Raw genomic sequence first — 20,570 nt, forward strand, 5'->3', positions numbered from 1 at the left:
GATGATGTGAAATACTAAAAATATCAATATGGGGGGAAGTTATGCGTTATGCGATTGAAAGCATATCGAACTGGCAGACTAAGAAACTCTTGAAAAGGTTTAAAAAATCTTATATAGTTATTCACTGCAAAGAAAAGCGAATGATAATTTAAAAAGGGAGATTGAGGGCTGTTTAGCTATTTTAAGATGCCTTCTTTAATAGCGCTATATGGCTGATCTGTTCAAAAGAACATTCTTTTTGTGTTTTGTGTGAAAAATTGCATGTGTGCAGAGTATGCAGGACAGGAAGGTGTGTCCTTTTTAAATGGATGCAAGCTAATCTTGTAGAATGCCATCCTATGCGGTGTCGAAGGTATACAGGGTTAGGTGTGGGGAAAGCCATAAGGTTATAGAGGATAAAATGCTGTGATCAGTAAGTTATTCAGTAAAATGCTAAATTTTAAGTAGGCTTTAAGTCTTTGATAGGTTGCGAGATATTGCAAAATACGTTGTAAGTTTTTGTTGGCAGATGTTTTTTTGTGGCTAAGATGATAGTCAGAGCAAGATGAGAGTTAGAGTATTGTTGTTCTCTGTTGAAGGCTTGATGACGATAAAGTAGGCAAAACGAACAAAATAGAGTACAAAACGAACAAAATAGAGTGAATGTGAAAATTTCAGTCTTGCGGCGTAGAGGTTTAAGTTTTTTTAAGTTTATAGCATTTTGATTAACTTATACAGCAGCAATAATAGTTTTGGAGCAAAGCAAGAAAAAGTATTTCAAAGAATGCGTTGAGAATTGCAAGGAGTATACGCTTTTAAGGGTTGTGGTGCTGTTGTTTGAGCAATGCTCGCGCTACGAGTGCAATTGAATGTATCAGCATTGAAGAGAAACTGTTTAATCTCCCTCATTTGAAAGCAAGATTGAACAATATGATTGAAGGGGAAATAAAAATGTCTGTAGTGCAATATGGTGATGATAGTTTTGCAGCAAAAGCAAAAGTTCTTGATAATAATCTTATTGATCGTGATTGGGCGATGACAAAATTTATCTCTGCTGTTAAAGGGTTAGCCCAAGTGATTGATTATGAAAGCAATATGCTAGAGAGCAGTGGTGTGCCAGATTACGAAGAAATAAATTTATGTAAAATACGAGGATTGCGGGATCTTAATAAATCTATGAGCGATGTAAAACGCTACATGAATCAAGATATTGAAAATGAGGTTGAAAGTTTGTTGTCTGATTTACAAGAAAAATTACTGCGTAATAGTGAATTACTTCAAACGCATTTAGGTGCAATCAATGATCTTTCGCGAGCTATGCAAATAGCTGGACGTGTAAAAGAAACAGAGGAATGATCCAAATTTGGTCAATGTCAGTTGTTTTAAGCAATGACAATGAGGAGATGGAGCATTGATTTGAGTAAAGGTCGTGTTTGTTAAGTGTCCGTGTTTGAAGTGTGTTTGCATATTTAAATTATTGTTATTATTCGTTGTATCAAAAACGATGTTTTCAAAACGTATACAAAGCAGTACTTAAAACAGTGTTCATTTAAAATAGTATCCTTTGAAACGTGGTGGTAGGAACCATACGCTGTGGGAAGTTAAGGGGAAGAAGCTAAAAATAAGGTGGTTTGTTAAAAGAGCATTGTTTGCAGATTGGTGTGGTAGGGATCTGCATTTTTTAGTTCGGGTAGGAGGAGATCAAAAGAATAGTTAGGCCAGCTTATGGTGCTTTATGAAATGGCTTCCTTTTGAAGTAGTATATTATTTCCTTTGGGATTGCATAATGTAAGGTTTTATACTTTTTCTTCTCATATTGATAAATCAATCAAAATCATTCGTTTGCACATCATAAAGCCATTATAATTCCATGCTTCGTGGTTTTTCAATGTATAGCGTTTAAAGTTATCAGAATCTCGCATGTTATTTTTCTTAATTTTTATAATGCTAATCATTCCAGTGGAAATAATGAGTGCAGACATCGTTAAAAAAGAGCTCACAACTCTTACGAGTGCAAAAAGTCCAGCAATAAAGCCAGATACAGCTTCAGCAGAATTTGCTAGAGTTGAAAAGGTTCCAAAACTCTTACAAAAATCTTCACGATGAGAATATAATTGAATGGCTGAAACTAAACTAATATCCACAAATGTACCAATCAATCCTAAAATAAAGGCGGACGCGAGAAGCAGTTTTAAATAAAGGACTGAAGTTAAAGGTATAACAAACAGAATAACTCCATACAGAAGCCAAAATACCATGAGCTTCAATGCTGTAATATTTAATATAATTTTACTATATAATAAACCGTCTATAATCGTTCCAGCAGCCATGAGAGAAAAAATAGAACTCACAAGGCTTTCCTCTTCATCTGCAGAAAGAACAAAAGCTGGAATTAAAAATCTTAAAATTGCACCCGTAAAGAGAATAGCAACTGATGAGCCAACGAGTGTAATAAATAAATTTTTATGAAATTAAATGATTTATTCTCGCTTGAATCTAAATTCACGAAATTAAATCACACGATAATAGATATAAGATAGGTAAAAAAATCAAAAATAAGAACTGCAGGTTTGTTGGCGAAAAGAAGCAATAGGGAACACAACTAAAGGGCAAATTACAGATGCTGTTTCCTCTATAATTTGTGCAATTCTATTTGCCTTTGTCAGATCCTTTCTTGGAAAATATTCTGGGAATAGCAGCTTGAAAACTCAGTTGAAAAACACTCTTTCCTATTGTTGTACATATTGCTGTAAAAATGAGAATAATAATATGAGCACTCCCTGTTATATAGGTTATCAAAACGAATAATGAGGCAAATAATCTCATTAATTCACTTAAGATCATATTTTTCTTCAAAGAAAAATTATCCGCTAACCAACTGCCTATAGGTCCAAAAAAAGAAAAGGGATAAAGCGAAAAAAATACACAAGACCTATAAAAAAGGAGTTACCTGTTAATTCTAAGACAAGAAAAATAAAAACAACTTCATAAGCATAGTCGCCAACTTTAGAAATAAAAAGAGAAGAAAAAAGAGAAAATGGGCTCTTTTTTTAAAATAAATCCATCTCAACCATCCGATATTAAATTTTTCGACAGTTAAAGTTCCACTCCCTTTAATAAAATTGGCGATATAAACTTCAAGGGAATATGCATCATAAAATAAGCATTTAGACCAATATTTTGATTTTAGTAGAAGTTTTTATCCTTTTAAAGAATGAATATATCAGTGAACAGATATTATCATATATAAGTTCTTTTTTAGCTATAAATCTACTCGTTTCATCCAGTTTTTTTGCGAGGAGTCGTGCAGATAAAAAACGTTTAAGAATTGCCTAAAATTCCTATAATGAATGGTCTCAAGTGCTAAAAGTTGTTGCACGTCAGAGGCAGCAAAGTGCATGATAATGCCACTGCGCTTTTTTGTTAAGCATAACGATGGTGGTGCTCTGTAGATTTTATATTATTTCCATAGGGGTTTTATCATTATACCATTTACAATTGCAAGTTGTCTCACGAGGTAGTTGTGTTATGAACACCATTGCGAAATTAGGCTTGAGAAGATTGAGAGATGTTTTCTTAAAAAAAGCGTGTGAATTGGCAATATAAGTATATTCCATTTGAAGGGGACTGTTTTACGTAAAAGGGCAGCACAAAGCACGACCCTTTTATTTAAGTTAAAATTGAATTCTTGTTTTAGAAATAATAACGTATTCCACCAGACAAATTAGTACTAGAAATACCAGCTTTTTGTAGTTTCTGTCTATAGCTAATATCGGCATTCAGCACGATTCTTTGAGAAAAATATGCGTTAACACCCATGCCTCCTTCAACTGAAGAACCGCTAGGATCAAGAGGAAAAGTATCCACAATTTTTATGGTTTTATTATCACCAAAGCCTCTGATAACATTCATTTTACCATAGAAAGAAACGGCCTTGCTTTCTTCAATAGCCATTACTGTTTTCGTTAAACGTCCACCAATGCGGACCAACCATTGGTGTGGATTGCCCATATCTATTTTTAAGCCATTGGCATCTGAGAATGTATCAAACATGAGATTTTGATAAATAAACTGTGCTTGTGGTTCAAAGACCAATCCTTTTGTGTCGGTTGCTAATTTCTGACCAATGGTTGCAGATATATTAAGAATCTCAGTACCATCTAATTTTGCCGCATTCCCAACAAGAGCTGTCGTAATATATCCTTTTAAAGCTCCATAGGAAAGAAGTGTGTTTGCATATAAACCATTGTTATGCTGAATGTTGCTATAAGCGGTGAGTGACCATTTATCAAGTGTTGTCTTTTCAGAATCTTGCATCCCTTTTGGCGCAAAACTAAGCTTTCCGTATGTTCCTAAAAGACCAAAATGTGTGCTTATGTCTTTGCCTTCTAATGTAGCTAATATGATTCCTAGTTGTAAAGCTGTATAGTTTATATCAGCACCGTAACCATAGTGGAGTGGATCGCGGTTGGAAGATAAGGTGGCTTTCTCACCATAGGAAGAAAAAAAGATGCCATTTTTTTTCTTGTCTTCTGTTCCAAATACTGTTGTTCGCATATTGTTTAACAACATATTTTGATTGTTTACATCAGAAAATCCAGCAGAGAATAAAGTATTAGATAGGGTTAAATAGTTTGCTACCTGTGGTAAAAGTGCTCGAACTTTTTTATCCTTATCAAGGTAGGCATTCTGTAAGCGGAAATCCCAGAAGTTATTATTCTTGCCAAAAAGATTTTGACTCTCATGAGATGTTCCAGGTTTATAGCCTGTGAGTACATACTTATAAGGTAGGTTTCCGATTGTCATATAGTTTCCTGCTAACTGGAAGGAATTTTCGTTTGCTTGTCCGGAAACTTGAATAATTGAAACTCCATGGGTTTCTAAAGGAAGAGAAGCCATATCTTCTCCCCAAACAGTAGCGCTATCTATTATCTTTGTATTTTTTTCTTGGAGATTGATGTAAACAACAGTCTGGCCTAATACGTCACCATTAATCACAATGCGATCGGTTTTTTGTTCTGCGATAGAAGAATTTTTGTCCCATTGAGTGTTGACATAAACCTTTGTAGCACCTGTTGCTTTATAAACCGCTGTTTTTTGAGCTGTTTCACCTGCTTGTGGAAGATGAGGCCCTATAAACAAAGTTTGGTAATGTCCCTCCCTTGGTTTGTCAAACAGAATGATACTGTCTGTAAGGCGTAATGCAGAAAGGTTAGAATATGATTCTTCATCAACACTAAATCGTACATGATCATTTGAATCATTATCATTATTGACAGCGTTTTTATTTACCTTTAAAAGCCATCTCGTACCTTCTTTTAGATCAAAAATTGTTCTATTGCCTTTAGACGTTCTTACTCGCCCTTCTAAAGAAGAGTGGTTTGCAATGAGCATAATAGCGTTTGTGGCGGCGTTTTCATTTTTTATATTTTTTAATAAAACATCGGCATGAATTTTGGAATTTGTAAGGCTGACTTCCCCGTTTACACCTGTTCCATAAAGGTTGATACCCGTACCCTGTTCAACGAAAAGTTTTGTATTTTCTAGCATTACTTTACTGATCATATCTTGTTGTTGAATGGGGGGGATATTTCTTTCAGAATTGCGTGTATATCGTTGTCTAAGAGCATGATATGGATTATTGCGGAAAACAATACCATCTGTTTCATAACTTCCTGTGACATTTACACTTGAATCTTTAAGGGTAATTGTCCCATCTATGTTTACCAAACCAGTTGTTTCTGCTTTTACAGTAATACCTGTGGCTTCAATTTCTCCACCATTTGATACACTTAGTGCAACAAAACCCGCATTAACTGTTCCTCCGATCATATGGATTTTTGAATTATTCCCTTTTGCATGTATAGCAAAACTGTTGTCTTGTATTTTTTTGTTATGCAGAGTTACGGTCTTGCCGTTATTAACCTCAACTCTAGAGCTTATAGCTTCGATTTGTGCAGACTTTTCAGGTTGTTTTATCGGTGGCACTGGTTTTTCAGATATTTTTTGTGCAGATTCTGTTTGTTCAGCTCCTGGTCTTACAGATTTTGGCAGTTGTGATGATGTTGACTGTTCCGCGGCGGGCCTTAAAGATATTAACTTTGGTTCTTTAAGCGTTTGTGGTTGCTCTGTTGTTGGTTTTGGAGATTCCGGTCTTGTAGATGCTGATGGTTTAGTCCCTGGTTTTTCAGTTTCTGACGGTTGTGGTGGTATTGGTTTTTCGACTGTGGGCCTTAAAAGTTCTGGCGATGTAAGTCCTGATTCATTAGGAGAGGGTGATAGCTCTGTTGCTGGTTTTTCAGGTGTTGGCAGTAAATTTGATGATGGTTGTATTGGTTCTGGTTTTAAGGATATGGCAGAGATTGAGGGCATTTTTTCACTTGAAGTGTCTGTAGTTAAGGAAGGCGCACCTGAACGTCTTCTAGACTTTACTTCCATTCCTGTCGTTGAAGAGTGTGTAATTATGTCTTGTATGGTTAAATTAGGTGGAGATTGTACATTTTCTGCCATTTGAGCTTTTGATGTGTGTGTACTTTCTTGACTAATCTCAGATTTTTGTCTCGATGAAGAAGTTATATCTTCAATCGTTAAATTGGGGAATGACGTTCTTTCAGAAGTGTTTGTAGATGTTCTAGAGTTTGTAGGGTTTGTATTGCTTCTTAAATTTTCTCTCTCTTGCCTTTGGTGAGGTACAGTGCTTGTAGAAATAGACGTTTCAATTTCAGTCCTAGGAGGAGGAGGGATAATGAACGTTTCTGTGAAATTAGATGGTGGTGAAGAAATTAGAACGGTAAGGCTAGATGCTGAACGTGGATGCCGATATGATGCATTTTGATATAGTGGAGGTAATATATTTACATTTCTTTTGGGACCGTATGAATTAAAAACTCTAGCTGTAGCTAATTGATTTTTAGTATGTGTGGGGCGTGGAGAGGGGAGATCTATCGTTGATAAGGGAGCCGTATTATGAAGAGCATACGACAAGTTGGAAGAAGAATAAAACATAACCCCCGAAACTGTGTATAGTAAGAAGCTTTTTTTCATATGGATGTATTCCTAAAATATTTTTCCCCTCTCTATATAGAAAATAAAATATTGACCTCATTATGTTTCTTTTGTAGAGACAAAACGAAACATAATGAGGGCTCTTTATATTTCAAGATAGGAATACAAGTATTTTTAGAAACGATAGCGCATTCCGCCGGAAAGATTTATTCCAGTTATGCCAACTTTTTCGAACTTATGTTGGTAGCTGAGATCACTATAAAGCTCAATATTTTTTGATAAGTGTGTATGAATACCAAAACCACCTTCGATTAAAGATCCCATAGCATCAGGCTCAAAATTTTTACTAAAAGCTTTAACTAGGTTCAGTTTGCCGTAGAAGGAAACGGCACGACCTTTGTTTTGCGTTAAACGTCCACCAACACGGAAAACCCATTGATGAGGGTAGCCTATATTTATTTTAGAATTATCGCCATTTGGAACGGATCCATCATTGGAGAAAGAGCCAAGCATGAGACGCTGATAAACAAGTTGTGCTTGCGGTTCTAGTATGACACCTTCCCAACCAGTTGACAGTTTTTGTCCAACAGTTGCTGCAGCCCCTAATATTGTTTTATTATTTACCTTCAGAGTATATCTGATATTATTTTTAGTAATATTTTCTTTGAAAATTCCACAGGAGAGAAATGCACTTGCGTAGACACCACTGTCATGCTGAATGTTTCCATAGGCAGTGAGTGACCATTTATCAAGTACATTCGTATGAGAGATTTCTTTGTTTTTAGGCGCAAAAGATAAATTCCCATATGTTCCAAAAAAACCAAAATTGGTATTGATATTTTGATCTTTTAGCGCGACTAATGTTACTCCTGCTTGCAATGCAGTATAGCGAATATCTGCACGAATACTGGATTGAAGGTTGGAATAAAACGTGCTCTTATTGCCATAAGTGGATAAGAAAACGCCTCTTTCTTGAGAGTCTTTAGGCTCAAACATTGTTATTTGCATATTGTCTAACAAGATATTTTGATTGTTGACATCAGCAAGCCCAACAGCAAACATTGCGGTCGGCATCACTAAATAGCTTTCCGCTTGTGATGGATGAGCCGTTCTTTTTTCCACTACATTAAGAGAAGTAGAGGTTGCAGTTGCTTTTTCATCCGTAGGTCTAGAGCTGTTCTGGGTATCGGTGTTATCAGCCTTCGCATTTTCATTTACTTTAGGCTGTATAATTTCACGATCTGCTCTTGTGGATAAATTACTCTTGCGTTGGGAAACAACATTCCCAGCGTGCCTTTGTTTTGTGTTGGAATCAATAATAGAGTGTTGATCCTCTTTAAAGGCAATAGAGTCTCCTTTCTTCTCCACGTTTGTTCTTCCATCGCTGTTCAAAGCATCTAGTACTGCTTTGCGTAAAGTATTGGCAAGCTCCTTATTTTGTCCTTGTAAGGCACTATCCACTTGTGCTGCTTTATGTAATATTTCTGCTTTATTTTGCAGATTATACCAATCGCGATTGTCTTGCGTTGTCCATTGTTGACGTTTAGCGTTAATACGTTGTTGGTTATCAGCATCAAGGATTGCTGCCGCTTTTGCGGCATCAGAAACCGCTTTCTCGTAACCACGTAATAAATTTTCTTTCGTTATCATCCGCTCCTGCCGTAAGCGATCTAGATACGCATTGGCTTGTATCATGTGTTGCGTATTATTTGCCATGACTTGGGCGTGGATATTATCTCTTGCTTTCTGCAATTCCTCTCTGTGAGCAGAAGATCCATTACGACCAATCCCTGAAAAATAACTATTAATTCTACCTTCTACTTCATCTAATATTTTATCTACTTGTGAATTATCTTGCCTCATGGTGCCAGAGGCGATCTCCTCAAGATTTTTTTCTGCTTGTGTTGGTGTGCTTACTAAATCAATGGCATGGCGATATTGTTGAGGTAATTTGATAATTTCTTCAAGGGTACGGCGTGTTTCAGGACTTAGGCTAGAGGCGATACTGGTAGAAGTGAAGTTAGAGGAAAAAAACAAAGCACAAGCGGCTGTGCATAACAAGAGATTTCTATGCATAGAAATGTTCCTTAAGATACTTTATCTTTTTTGATAAAAAACGGATACTCTTTGACACATTACGTTTTTTTGTAACGCACCAAACATAGGCAGCACTGCTTACATTTCAGTGCCGCTTATATGTCAAAATAGAAAGCTAAAATTGTTAAAAGCGATAACGCATTCCACCAGAGAAATTAATTCCAGATAACCCAGCTTTTTGAAGTTTATGTTGGTAATTAACATCAGCATGAAGCGCAATCTTCTTGGAAAGTTGTGCGTTAATGCCAAGTCCACCTTCAAGGGAAGAACCTATAGAATCAACATGGAAAGACTCAACAATATCGATTGTGCTTTTCTCACCAAAAGCTTTGATGACATTCAATTTACCATAAAAAGAAAGAATACGATCGTTTTCAATAGGAAGAATCATTTTCGTTAAACGCCCCCCAATACGAACCAACCACTGATGGGGAGTCTTGATGTTAACCTGAAAGCCATCGACATCTGAGAGAGTGCCAAACGCAACATGTTGATAAATAAGCTGTGCTTGCGGCTCAAAAGCTAATCCTTCAACACCAGTTGCTAACTTTTGTCCAATGGTCGCTGATATGTTTAATGTATCTGTATTGTTTAACTCTGCAGTATTGTTGATAAGAGCTGTTGTAATGTTTCCGTTTAAAACACCGTAAGAGAAAAGCGCATTAATATAAAAACCATTGTCATGATGGAGGTTACTATAGACTGTAAAAGACCATTTATCCAGTATGCTCTTGTCTGAACCTTCCATATCCTTTGGCGTAAAAGCTAGTTTTCCATAGGTACCTAGAAAACCAAAATTCGCGATAAGGTTTTGATTTTCTAACGTTGCTAACGTAATGCCTGCTTGTAAAGCAGCATAGCGAACATCCGCGCCATAACCATATTCTAATGGACTACGGTTGGAAGATAATGTAACCTTATTGCCATAAGTCGATAAGAAGATCCCCTTCTTTTTATGACCTTCTAACCCGAAAACTGTTGCGTGCATATTATCTAACAGTGTGTTTTGGTTATTTGCATCAGCTAATCCAGAGGAAAATAGTGCGTTACTCATAACCAAATAGCTTGCCATTTGAGGAACAAGAGCTTTGATTTTTCCTTCATCATCGAGAGTTGCACTTTGTAAGCGGAAATCCCAGAAAGTATCATTGTTTTCCAAGAAGAGTTGTCTATTGTTCTCTTTTTCAAGGGATGTCGCATCAGGACTTTTTGCATCCTTCTCTTTTGATTCTTGTGATACTGATTTTTGTGCTATTTCGCTTAAATGATTTTGTGCCCAATCAGCTTTCCCATGTCTGGAAGTTGGCCCATAGCCATTGAGTATATATTTATAGGGCAATCCATTCATTGTTGTGTAGCCATTTGCAAGTTTGAAGGAATCTTCATTTGCTTGCCCAGAAACTTGAATGAGTGAGAGTCCACGCGCATTCAAAGGAATAGAATTTCTTTCTTCTGATTCCTGATTGGATGATTCCGTACGCTTTGAAAGATTGTTAAAATAGACCCTTGTGGTGCCTGAGACATCACCATGAACGAGAAGGAGGTCAGTTTTTTGTTGTTCTTTTATAAGACCATTACTCCATTCGGTATTAAAGTAAATTCTCGCGTTGCCTGTTGCATTGTAAACCGCTGTTTCATTAGGAGTCGCATTTTCTTGCGGTTTAGGCTCTTTAGATTGCGGAAGTCTTCCTACATTTAAGATTTGATAATGGTTTTCTACTAAATTATGTGGGGCATTAAATATGATAGAGCTGTTATTAAGGTTTAGGATTGAAACAACAGATTGTGCTCGTTGTTTAATGTCGATAAGTTTGTACGCATTAGACGAACTAAATTCATCTTCTACTTCAAATGGGCTAATTTTTAAGTGCCACTTGCTGCCATTGTTTAGAGTAAAAATCGTCGTATTTTGAGTAAAGGTTTTTACTTTTCCTTCCATAATTGAATTATCAGCAGTTAATACGAGAGTCTTAGGTTTCTTATCCTCCGATACGCTTTTATTCTTCAACAACATATCAGCACGAATTTCTGAGTTTTTAAGAAAAATCTCAGCAACAGATTTTGAAGAGTATGGCCCTGCAATACCAATACCATTTGTCATAAGAAGTTTTGTATTGGTGAGAAACACCTTATTGACGACACTTTCTCCCTCTTTTACATAAGAATCCGAGATGTAGTCAAAACGAATACCATAATTTTTATGATGTCCTGGAACGGTTATGATTGAATTTTCAACATGGATTGTTCCATTGGCAATTTCTAAACCATTTGTTCCTGCTTTTCCCACAATTTCTTTAGCATGAATGTGTCCACCTGTTCTTGCAGAAAGCAAAACGCCACTGGAGCGCAACGTTGAGTTTTTAACGGTAATAGAGGATTTGTCATCGGCAACTACCGCATTGTTACTGCGGACAAAAACATTTTTAGAGATTTTTTCTTCTTCTGCCTTATCCGCACGAACCATGCCCATTATAGAAGGTTGTGTATTTGCATAAGTTGAACCGAAATGAGAAAAAATGAAAGTTCCAGCAATTGTACATAACAAAAGATTTTTCTTATAAATATATTTCTTACACATAGATATGCCTTTAGTCTTGGTATGTCTTTGATGCTTACTTCATTCCCCTGATGGCGCAAGTACTTTAGTGATCTTTATATCATTATGTTTTTTATGTAAAGAACAAAACGAAATATTATGTCGTGTTCTCTATAGTTTGAAGATTTGCTTTGGGAACACTTTTAATTTGGTAATGGAGATCAGTGAAAAAACATTCCAAAAAAACATAAATTTAGTCAATCCATGTTCAAAAAATGCTATGAATTTACATTCATCGAATAGAGCTTATTATCATGAGAGTTTTATAGAATTGAGATGGAAAGATGTGTTATTACGTTTATAAAAAACTTTGAGTAGATTTTTTCTGTATTAAAGAGTAAGTAATTCGTTACGCTGTTTAAATATAACTAAAAAAATCAAAATATTTCTTTTTTTGATAAATGTTTAATAATTTTTCAACAGGTGGCACTTTTTATGATTTACAAAATTTAAGCAGCACTGCTGGTATTTCAGCGCTGCTTATATTTTTTAAGCTGACATCTTTAAAATAATGATCAGAGATTTTTAAAAACGGTAACGTATGCCACCAGAAACATTTATTCCGGATATACCTGCTTTTTGAAGTTTCTGTTGATAATTAACATCAGCATGAAAGACAATATTGTGTGATAATTGTGCATTCACACCAAGGCCACTTTCAAGGGCAGCTTCCATAGAATCAAAGTGGAATGTATCCCCAATCTGTATGGTGGTATTGTTAGAAAAAGCTTTAATAATATTCAATTTACCATAGAAAGAGAAAATATTATTTCCTTCAGTAGGAATCGTTGTTTGTGTTAAGCGCCCACCAATACGCACCAACCATTGATGAGGATTGCCCATATTCACATTAAAACCATCAACATCTGAGAGTATGCCAAGCATAAGACATTGATAAATAATTTGGGCTTGTGATTCAAAGGTCAATCCTTTCGTATTGGTTTTGAATTTTCGTCCAATGGTCGCTGATGTATTGAATGTATCAGCGTTCGTTAATTCTGCCGTCTTTCCTATAAGAGCTGTGCTGATATTTCCCTTGAGGGTTCCATAAGAGAAGAGTGCATTGACGTAGAGACCATTATTATGATGGAAGTCACCATATGCCGCAAGAGACCATTTATCAAGTGTACTCTTATCAGCACCTTCCATATCTTTTGGCGTGAAGGATAATTTTCCATATGTACCCAAAAGCCCCCAATTCATGGCAATGTTTTGTTCTTCTAGTTCTGCTAATATAACGCCTGCTTGTAAGGCAGCATAGTGAACATCAGCGCCATAGCCATATTGCAATGGAGTGCGATTAGAGGATAGTGTCATCTTATTACCATAAGAAGATAAAAAGAGTCCTTTATTTTTATGATTTTCTGTTTTCAAGGCCGTTGTGCGCATATCATCTAATAATGTATTTTGATTGCTTACATCAGAAAATCCTGTGGAAAACACAGCATTAGGCATCACCAAATAGCTTGCAACTTGAGGAACAAGGGCTCTGATCTTTCCTTCATTATCAAGTGTAGCATTTTGCAAGCGGAAATCCCAGAAATTTTCACTTTGCGCATTTTTTTCATTTTTTGTAACTCCTTCAAGAGTAGTTCCTGTTATAACATAGCTTGCGAAGTCTTTAAGGGTGTTTTCATCTGATTCTTGAGAGATGCTTCCTAAGATGTTTTGTGTGCTCTCTGCTTTTCCACGGCTTGAGGTTGGTCCATAAGCGTTGAGTGTATATTGATAAGGTAAGCCTGCTAGTGTGACATAGCCCTTCGCTAGTTTGAAGGATGTTTCACTTGCTTCTCCAGATACTTGAATGAGTGAAAGTCCCCGTACGTTTAAGGGAAGAGAATCTTCAGCCTCTAATTTTCCATTGTTTGAAAGATTATTAACATAAATTGTCGTGGTACCTGAAACATTTCCATGAACAAGAAGACGATCTGTTTTTTGTTGTTCTGTTTCTAAACCATCACTCCATTCGGTATTGAAATAAATCTTTGCATCACCTGTTGCATAATAGGCAGTTTCTACAGTAGGGACCATATTGTCTCGCGATTTATAAACTTCAGCGGTTCGTCCTACACTCAAGATTTGATACTGCCCTTTCCCCAAAGCAGATCTTCCATTAGTAGATGGGGCGTTGAATATAATAGAGCTATTATTAAGATTCAGTACTGAAACAGTAGAAAGTGCTCGTTGTTTAAGGTCACTGAGGTCGAAATTAAAGGTATTAAAATCAGTATCTACGTCTTCTTGACTGACTTTTAAGTACCATTTGCTGTTATCGTTCAGAGTAAGAGATGTTGTATTTACTTTTAGGGTTCTTGCTCTTCCTTCTAGAATCGAATTGTTAGCAATTAATGTAAGAGATACAGGAAGCATATCGTCATCATAAAATCTACGTTTAGTTTTATTTCTCAATAAAACATCAGCTCGAATTTCAGAATCTTTAAGGAAAATTTCAGCAACAGATTCTGAGCCATAAGGGCCCCGAATACCAACACCATCTTTCACAAGAAGTTTGCTCTTGGTAAGACTAATCTTATTGATAACACTTTCGCCCTCTTTTTTCTCACGCTTTGGGGTTTCATAAAGAACGATACCACCCGCTCCAGCTGTTTGAACGGTTATAATTGAATCTTCAATATTAATTATACCATTCTTAGTTTCTAAACCTTTGTATATTGAATTCGCATCAATTCCTTTAGCGTGAATTTGCCCACCTTTTGATACGGAAAAAGCGGTTGATTCTGTGTGTATTGTTGAATTCGTAATTGTGGCAATCGCTTTTTCAGTCGCCGATACTCCAATTTGCTTGTTGCGGATAAAAACATTATTAAGAGTCTTTTGTTCTTTTTCTTTATCCAGCTTAAACTCATTAATAATTTCAGGAGGTTGTGTATTTGCATAAGTTGAACCGAAATGAGAAAAAATCAAAGTTCCAGCAATTGTACATAACAAAAAATTTTTCTTATAAATATATTTCTTACACATAGATATGCCTTTAGTATTTGGTATGCTTTGATGCTTACTTCATTCCCCTGATGGCGCAAGTACCCAATCAGCTTTTATATCATTATGTTTTTATTGTAAATAACAAAACAAATTATATTGTGGTGTTCTCTATAATTTGAAGGTTTGTTTCAGAAAAGCTTTTTCATGATTATGAAAAACAGTGAAAAATGGATTGCATAAAACCTAGCCTAATAAGCTTATACTTAAAACACGATGAAGGACGATCTTTAAAAATTGTTTTTTAAGGATAATTCTTATAAAAACTCTATAGCGTTGAGATGGAAGATGGGGAGGAGAGATATTGTTTTATGCATGCAACAAAATTTCAGCTGATTTTCTCTGATCTAAAAGAAAAAAATTTGATACGGAAGAAGAATTAAGAAGGATGATATTCACGAGCTTTCTTTCAAGAAACATGTCTTAAAGACACAAAGCCCATTTCAAGGTGGCCCCTTATGAAGGCTATAATGGTAAAGCCATTGAGCTCCTATTTTTACGTTTAATATAAAGAATAAGCTGGCATAATCAGACACTTTGTTAGTATCCAATGTTGCAAGAGCTCTTGGCCCTTGAGCCAATTCATGAGAGGTATTTTTACTCTTTTCTTCTGGTGTTTTTATTCCATACCAGTTCGCTTGTGATGTGCAAGAAAGTGATTTTTATTGATTTAACATGAACCAGAGGTGAAATGAGGGAACCTTGCGATATTCGGGTCTCTCATTCAACATGTAAAACGGTTAATAATTGTTATAAATAAATATCTTGTTCTTCTAAGGTTGTTAATGCAATATCAGCTTGGAGAGAAGCATCGTAAATATCGGAACCATAACCGTATTTTAGAGGATCATGTTTGAAGGATAAGATTGCTGTATTTCATAGATGTATAAGAAGAGTATATCCCTTCTTCTTTTTCCTATGGTTGATATTCTCATATATCAGCTAAAAATTCGTCTTTCTGAGCTATATCGGTTAATTTTGCGTGAAAGAGAGCATTTGGTATCACTATTATAGCTTGCTGTTTTGGGAATAAGTTTTTCTACAGTTAAACCAGGGATAAGAAAGTCTTTGTGCAAACGGAAATCCTAAAAGTTTTCCTCTTTTATAACAAATACAGAGAGGTTTTGGTCGCTATTGCTTGTATCATTGATTGATTTTTGTCCATAACATGTTAAGGTATATTTATAAGATAAACTGCGCACTATAGTAATCACTCACGAATTTAAAGAAATCTTCTTGTGCTTTTCCAGAGATTTAAATAAGCGAAAGTTCACCAGTGGTTGAGGGAGCGGAAGCATTTTCTATAAAACTTTTTTTCCTAAAACGCTGTCAATACAAACTGTTGTGTTGTTTGAGATATTCCTATGAATTAAAAGTCTATCAATTTTTGAGTGGTATTTGCTTGCTATCACTCCATGCAATGTTAAAGTAAGTTTCTGCATTTCCAGAGGTTCTTGTAAACTTTTCAGGGGAGGCTAGTAGACTGATGTGTCGCTTGTAAATCAACCTCCAAACCCAAAGCAGCCGCATGTTTAAGACAAAGGTTAAGACGTATCAAGGTAGTCTGAGCAGTCCCAGCTTTTGTATGCCAAATAGGAGCAAGCGTATTGCGTATCTATGTTTGGGTAATTTTTGAAACGAACAAACGGCCTAATTTGGGGAGAATATAACGCCGTGAAGGTGCAAACCAGTTTCCATATTTCCCATCACCTTTTAATTCAGCTTTACGGCTTTCAAAAGCATCCACGGCAATGTCTTTTAAATAATGGAGATTGCTTCACGTTTTTGTTTATCGTGTTTTTTAATGGGGATACGATCCTCATGCAAAACAGAACGCCATTGATTGGTACATTCACAGGCTTTTTTAAAGAAACGTTTCTTAAGGCACCCAAGCCTATTTTATGATGGTACCCATGAATGGTATAACAGTAAATCTATTGAGTACTTCCATCTTTATGCTTATGGAGAAGCAAGCCGGCATCATTATTATATTTGTCTGCGTGTGCTAATGATCATTTTCAGTTGCGTTACTAAATGCAACTGTAGTTATTGTCGAGATTAAATACAGGAATATCAGGACGTGATCTTTGAGCAATATCAAGGAAGTTTTCCATTGTTATCCTTTTTGTTTGTACTGTTTTGTATGGTTTTGTGTGTATTGCTTTGCAAAACAAAGTGTACATTTTCGTCTTGGTAATATTTATTCTGTTCTCTAAAGTAGAATGAGCGGTGTTTAAGATCAAGGTGTGGCATTTAGTTTAATATTTTTGTTTTTCCAAGACTCTTTTTTTTTAAACATACTATTTCTTAATAAAACATCAGTGTGGATTGTTGAATTTGTGAGATTGATTGTAGCGTTAAAATGTCTACAATATTTATAATGGGAAAAGCAGTAACGAAAATTCCAGTACTATTTTCGATGTATTGGTCAAATTGATTGCGTTTTTTTGATGCTTTTGGAAGGTATCAAGGGAGTCTGGTTAGGATTACAGATAACGAAAACGGCAAGGCTGCGATTTCTACTGTTGCAGAAACATCTGTTAAACCAAGATGCCCATTACGCTTTATTCGTGATGTAACGGTTTTTGCTTCTTATTCCACTTTATGATGCCTATTTTAAAATAGGGGTCATAGGCTGCAAGCCCAAATTTGTTCTATAAACACGTGCAACTGCAAGTGTTTTTTGCCCTTTGGTATAGTATTTCCAGTAAATGGAATGACGATATTAACGTATCATTTTATAACGTAAAAAGAGTATGCACAATAAACTTTAAATGATCACAAAGCTTAAGATTATTACATCTTAGATTATTATAGAGGACGCTTGAAAAAAGCTCGAGCGCATTAAGAGTTTTTTAATAAGTGCATGAAGGAATAACACAATGTCATTCTGTTTCGCACGAGAAGCAGGGCTATTAAAAAATGTAAAAAATAAAAGCATCCTTTTCGTGATATTTAACGATATTACTATATGTTCTTTTGAAGTTTGTCCTAAACAACACTTGTTACTTTATAATTTTTCTTGCCATATATACTTATTTGGTTCATGCTAAAAATTGTATGTTGTATTTTAATTTTTAGGGTACAACGTTTCGTTGCCCGGAAGAAGAATAGAATATTCGCAGATATATTTTCTTTAGAAATCTTGTTTTGTGTAATATACCGTTTTTGTAGAGCAGCTGGTGAAATTTATTTGGCGATTTGTATATGTTTTGGGAGTGTTTGGGGATTACAGTTTTTTTTGACGCAATATGTAAGCTTTAAAAGATTATGCAATTGCTCTGTTTTTATAAGCGGTGTTTTTTGTCTTTATAGTGTGTGATGCACTGAAGATAATGTTTTTACTTAATAAAAATAAGTTGAAGTCCAGTTTAAATCAAGAAAGAAGGAAGTGTTTTATGCGTGTTTATTATGATCGTGATGCGGATGTTAATCTCATTAAAGGAAAAAAAGTAGCTATTGTTGGTTATGGTTCTCAAGGGTGTGCGCATGCTTTAAATCTAAGAGATTCTGGTGTCCAAAATGTGCAGATTGCTTTGCGTTTAGAGTCGGAAACAGTTAAAAAGGTTATGGCTGATGGTTTTAAAGTGGTGAGTGTTGCTGAAGCAGCAAAATGGGCAGATCTCATTATGATGGCAACACCAGATGAATTGCAAGCTGATATTTATAAAGAGCACATTCATGACAACTTACGTGATGGGGGTGCAATTGCTTTTGCTCATGGTTTGAGCATTCATTTTGGCTTGATTGAACCTAAAAAAAACATTGATATTGTGCTGATTGCTCCTAAAGGTCCAGGCCATGCAGTTCGTTATGAATATCAACGTGGTTGTGGGGTTCCTTGCTTAATTGCGGTGGCGCAAGATGCTTCAGGGCAGGCTCATAATGTAGCATTATCTTATGCATGTAGCCTTGGGGGAGGACGTGCGGGGGTGATTGAAACAACTTTTAAAGAAGAGTGCGAGACTGATCTTTTTGGTGAACAAGCGGTTCTCTGTGGTGGTCTTATCGAATTGATTCGAGCTGGTTATGAAACGCTAACGGAGGCAGGTTATGCACCAGAAATGGCTTATTTTGAATGTTTACATGAGGTCAAACTGATTGTTGATCTCATGTATGAAGGTGGCATTGCAAATGTGAATTATTCGATCTCAAATACAGCTGAATGGGGAGAATATATAGCTGGTCCACGTGTAATTACAGATAAAACAAGAGCAGAAATGAAACGTATATTGAAAGATATTCAAACAGGTAAATTTACATCAAATTGGATTCAGGAATATAAGGCTGGTGCTGCTCATTTTAAAAGTATGCGGCGTTTAAATGATAATCATCCTATTGAAGAAGTGGGTAAAAAACTTCGCTCTATGATGCCTTGGATAAAATCTAATGCTTTGGTTGATAAAGAGCGTAATTGAAATCGATACAGAGATATTTTGTAAAGGGCTTTTATAATTTTTATAGATAAATATCAAAAAAGGGGTAGCTAAAGTTACCCCTTTTTATATGTTTTTTGCATATAGGCTTTAGTTTTTTTAAGTTTAGCATAATTCTTTCTTTCGAAAAGTAAAGTATACAATTGCTAAAAATATAAACTACGCTGGCGTGTATTTTAAAGCTATGGCAGTATCAGATTCTAAGGACAACAAATAAGTCATACATACAAAGAAAATGAGAAGCACTCAATAAAAATACCTCCTGGCTTTTTATTAAGGAGAGACACTATGTTGGAGAAGGCGATTGCGATGATAGGTGATATAGCTGATCAAAATGATAGACCATACAAATATAAACAAAGTTGCGGCAATGGTCGTAATAATGGTAAAAGCGGCTATGAGGGGTGGAGATAACGATACAGCTGCATAACTTAATAAGATGTATAAATATGAAAAGAATAATGCATTGGCTGGAATGTGGTTATTAAAAAGTTTTTCTAAAAATTTAGGAGTGCCTTTTTGCATTGCTAGCTCATACATCATACGGCTGGTAGAAAAAATTCCACTATTTGCTGAAGATGTGGCAACTGTAAGAACAACAAAGTTCATCAAACTAGCAGCAATTGGAATACCGATAAGCGCGTACATTGTTACAAATGGGCTTTTTTCTGGACTGATTTGGTCCTAAGGTGTCACAGATATAATTACAAGAAGAGAGAAGATATAAAAGAATACAATGCAAACTGGTATTGAATTGATAGTTTGTGGTAAGGTAATTTAGGTTCCTTTACTTCAGCAGCAGTTGTTTCTGTAAGTTCAATTCTAATAAAAGCAAAATAACAATTTGAAAACCAGCAAAAAAGCCTGTAATTTTCCGTGGAAAAATATTTTCGTCATTCCATAGATTGCTAAGGGGTGCTTCAGTACTATTTGGAGAGATAAAACCGATAAAGAATCACATAAAATCTCACAAAAATTAAGAATAAAATTGTTACGATTTTGATAAAAACAAATTAAAACTCGAGTTCGCCAAAGAGTTTCGCGACGACAAGGTTAAAAAGTAAGAAGGCCATAATACTCATGATAACAGAAATTCATGGAGTGCGTTCAAGCCACCAAAGGTGTGCATAAGTGACAATAGTGGTAATTTTAGCAGTTCCTGTGACAATCCAACACAACCAACTATGCCTAACTGATAAAGAATCCGATACAGAGCTCTAGAAGATTGGTCGAGAAGTCAATAAAAGAGCAGTATTGTAAATCAGAAAGCAATAATTCTCTCATAGCACTACGCATGATAAAGTATAAAGTACAATTAACAGTCACGTAAAAGAAAAGAATTGAGGAGACTTCTATACTGATTGTTTTTCTTGATCCCATAAAGAAATTTGTTCCAATCGTTCGTTTAAGGGCTATAGGTTGTATGTGGCGGTTATGGAGTCTACGTTGCAATTTCT

The 20,570-nt window shown here is 35.6% G+C and carries 7 protein-coding genes and 3 pseudogenes; 3 read left to right on the forward strand and 7 right to left on the reverse strand.

All coding sequences use genetic code 11. The annotated features are described in order from the left end of the window. The first annotated feature begins 930 nt into the window (after positions 1–930). Positions 931–1,335 carry a hypothetical protein gene (locus MCY_RS06105; protein WP_007347503.1) on the forward strand — a complete coding sequence of 135 codons (405 nt, stop codon included), beginning with the start codon at positions 931–933 and terminating at the stop codon, positions 1,333–1,335. Positions 1,336–1,904: 569 nt separating this feature from the next. On the opposite strand, the pseudogene MCY_RS06110 reads toward MCY_RS06105, so the two are convergent. The 6 genes and pseudogenes from MCY_RS06110 to MCY_RS10055 all read right to left on the reverse strand — a co-directional run. Further along, positions 1,905–2,993 (reverse strand): annotated as a pseudogene (locus MCY_RS06110) (MFS transporter); the annotation flags it as partial. 679 nt (positions 2,994–3,672) lie between these two features. Beyond that, complete coding sequence (locus tag MCY_RS06115) at positions 3,673–7,023, reverse strand: autotransporter outer membrane beta-barrel domain-containing protein (protein ID WP_007347505.1); 3,351 nt, start codon at positions 7,021–7,023, stop codon at positions 3,673–3,675. A gap of 135 nt (positions 7,024–7,158) precedes the next feature. Beyond that, positions 7,159–9,060 carry an autotransporter outer membrane beta-barrel domain-containing protein gene (locus MCY_RS06120; protein WP_007347506.1) on the reverse strand — a complete coding sequence of 634 codons (1,902 nt, stop codon included), beginning with the start codon at positions 9,058–9,060 and terminating at the stop codon, positions 7,159–7,161. 145 nt (positions 9,061–9,205) lie between these two features. Then, positions 9,206–11,659, reverse strand: a complete 2,454-nt coding sequence (locus tag MCY_RS06125; RefSeq protein WP_007347507.1) for an autotransporter outer membrane beta-barrel domain-containing protein — start codon at positions 11,657–11,659, stop codon at positions 9,206–9,208. A 543-nt stretch (positions 11,660–12,202) separates the two neighbouring features. After that, the gene (locus MCY_RS06130; protein WP_007347508.1) at positions 12,203–14,659 is read right to left on the reverse strand and encodes an autotransporter outer membrane beta-barrel domain-containing protein; all 2,457 of its coding nucleotides are present in this window, start codon (positions 14,657–14,659) and stop codon (positions 12,203–12,205) included. Between the two features lie 1,489 nt (positions 14,660–16,148). Continuing rightward, positions 16,149–16,650: pseudogene (locus MCY_RS10055) on the reverse strand (phage integrase central domain-containing protein); the annotation flags it as partial. A 464-nt stretch (positions 16,651–17,114) separates the two neighbouring features. Between MCY_RS10055 and MCY_RS09460 the strand changes: the two are divergent. Both MCY_RS09460 and ilvC read left to right on the forward strand, forming a co-directional pair. Then, positions 17,115–17,285: a hypothetical protein gene (locus MCY_RS09460; protein WP_155887041.1), complete on the forward strand. Its 171-nt coding sequence runs from the start codon at positions 17,115–17,117 to the stop codon at positions 17,283–17,285. A 790-nt stretch (positions 17,286–18,075) separates the two neighbouring features. Beyond that, positions 18,076–19,095, forward strand: a complete 1,020-nt coding sequence (gene ilvC, locus MCY_RS06140; protein ID WP_007347509.1) for a ketol-acid reductoisomerase — start codon at positions 18,076–18,078, stop codon at positions 19,093–19,095. Positions 19,096–19,272: 177 nt separating this feature from the next. Here the strand turns inward: ilvC and MCY_RS09140 are convergent. Next, positions 19,273–20,565, reverse strand: a pseudogene (locus MCY_RS09140) (amino acid permease). Positions 20,566–20,570 lie beyond the last annotated feature (5 nt).

The organism is Bartonella rattimassiliensis 15908 (assembly GCF_000278215.1).
Classification (GTDB): Bacteria; Pseudomonadota; Alphaproteobacteria; order Rhizobiales; family Rhizobiaceae; genus Bartonella; species Bartonella rattimassiliensis.

What these genes read in the sequence shown, in the direction of transcription:
- MCY_RS06105 (WP_007347503.1), top strand. Translation starts at nt 931, where the DNA reads ATGTCTGTAGTGCAATATGGTGATGATAGTTTTGCAGCAAAAGCAAAA.
- MCY_RS06115 (WP_007347505.1), bottom strand. Translation starts at nt 7,023, where the DNA reads ATGAAAAAAAGCTTCTTACTATACACAGTTTCGGGGGTTATGTTTTAT.
- MCY_RS06120 (WP_007347506.1), bottom strand. Translation starts at nt 9,060, where the DNA reads ATGCATAGAAATCTCTTGTTATGCACAGCCGCTTGTGCTTTGTTTTTT.
- MCY_RS06125 (WP_007347507.1), bottom strand. Translation starts at nt 11,659, where the DNA reads ATGTGTAAGAAATATATTTATAAGAAAAATCTTTTGTTATGTACAATT.
- MCY_RS06130 (WP_007347508.1), bottom strand. Translation starts at nt 14,659, where the DNA reads ATGTGTAAGAAATATATTTATAAGAAAAATTTTTTGTTATGTACAATT.
- ilvC (WP_007347509.1), top strand. Translation starts at nt 18,076, where the DNA reads ATGCGTGTTTATTATGATCGTGATGCGGATGTTAATCTCATTAAAGGA.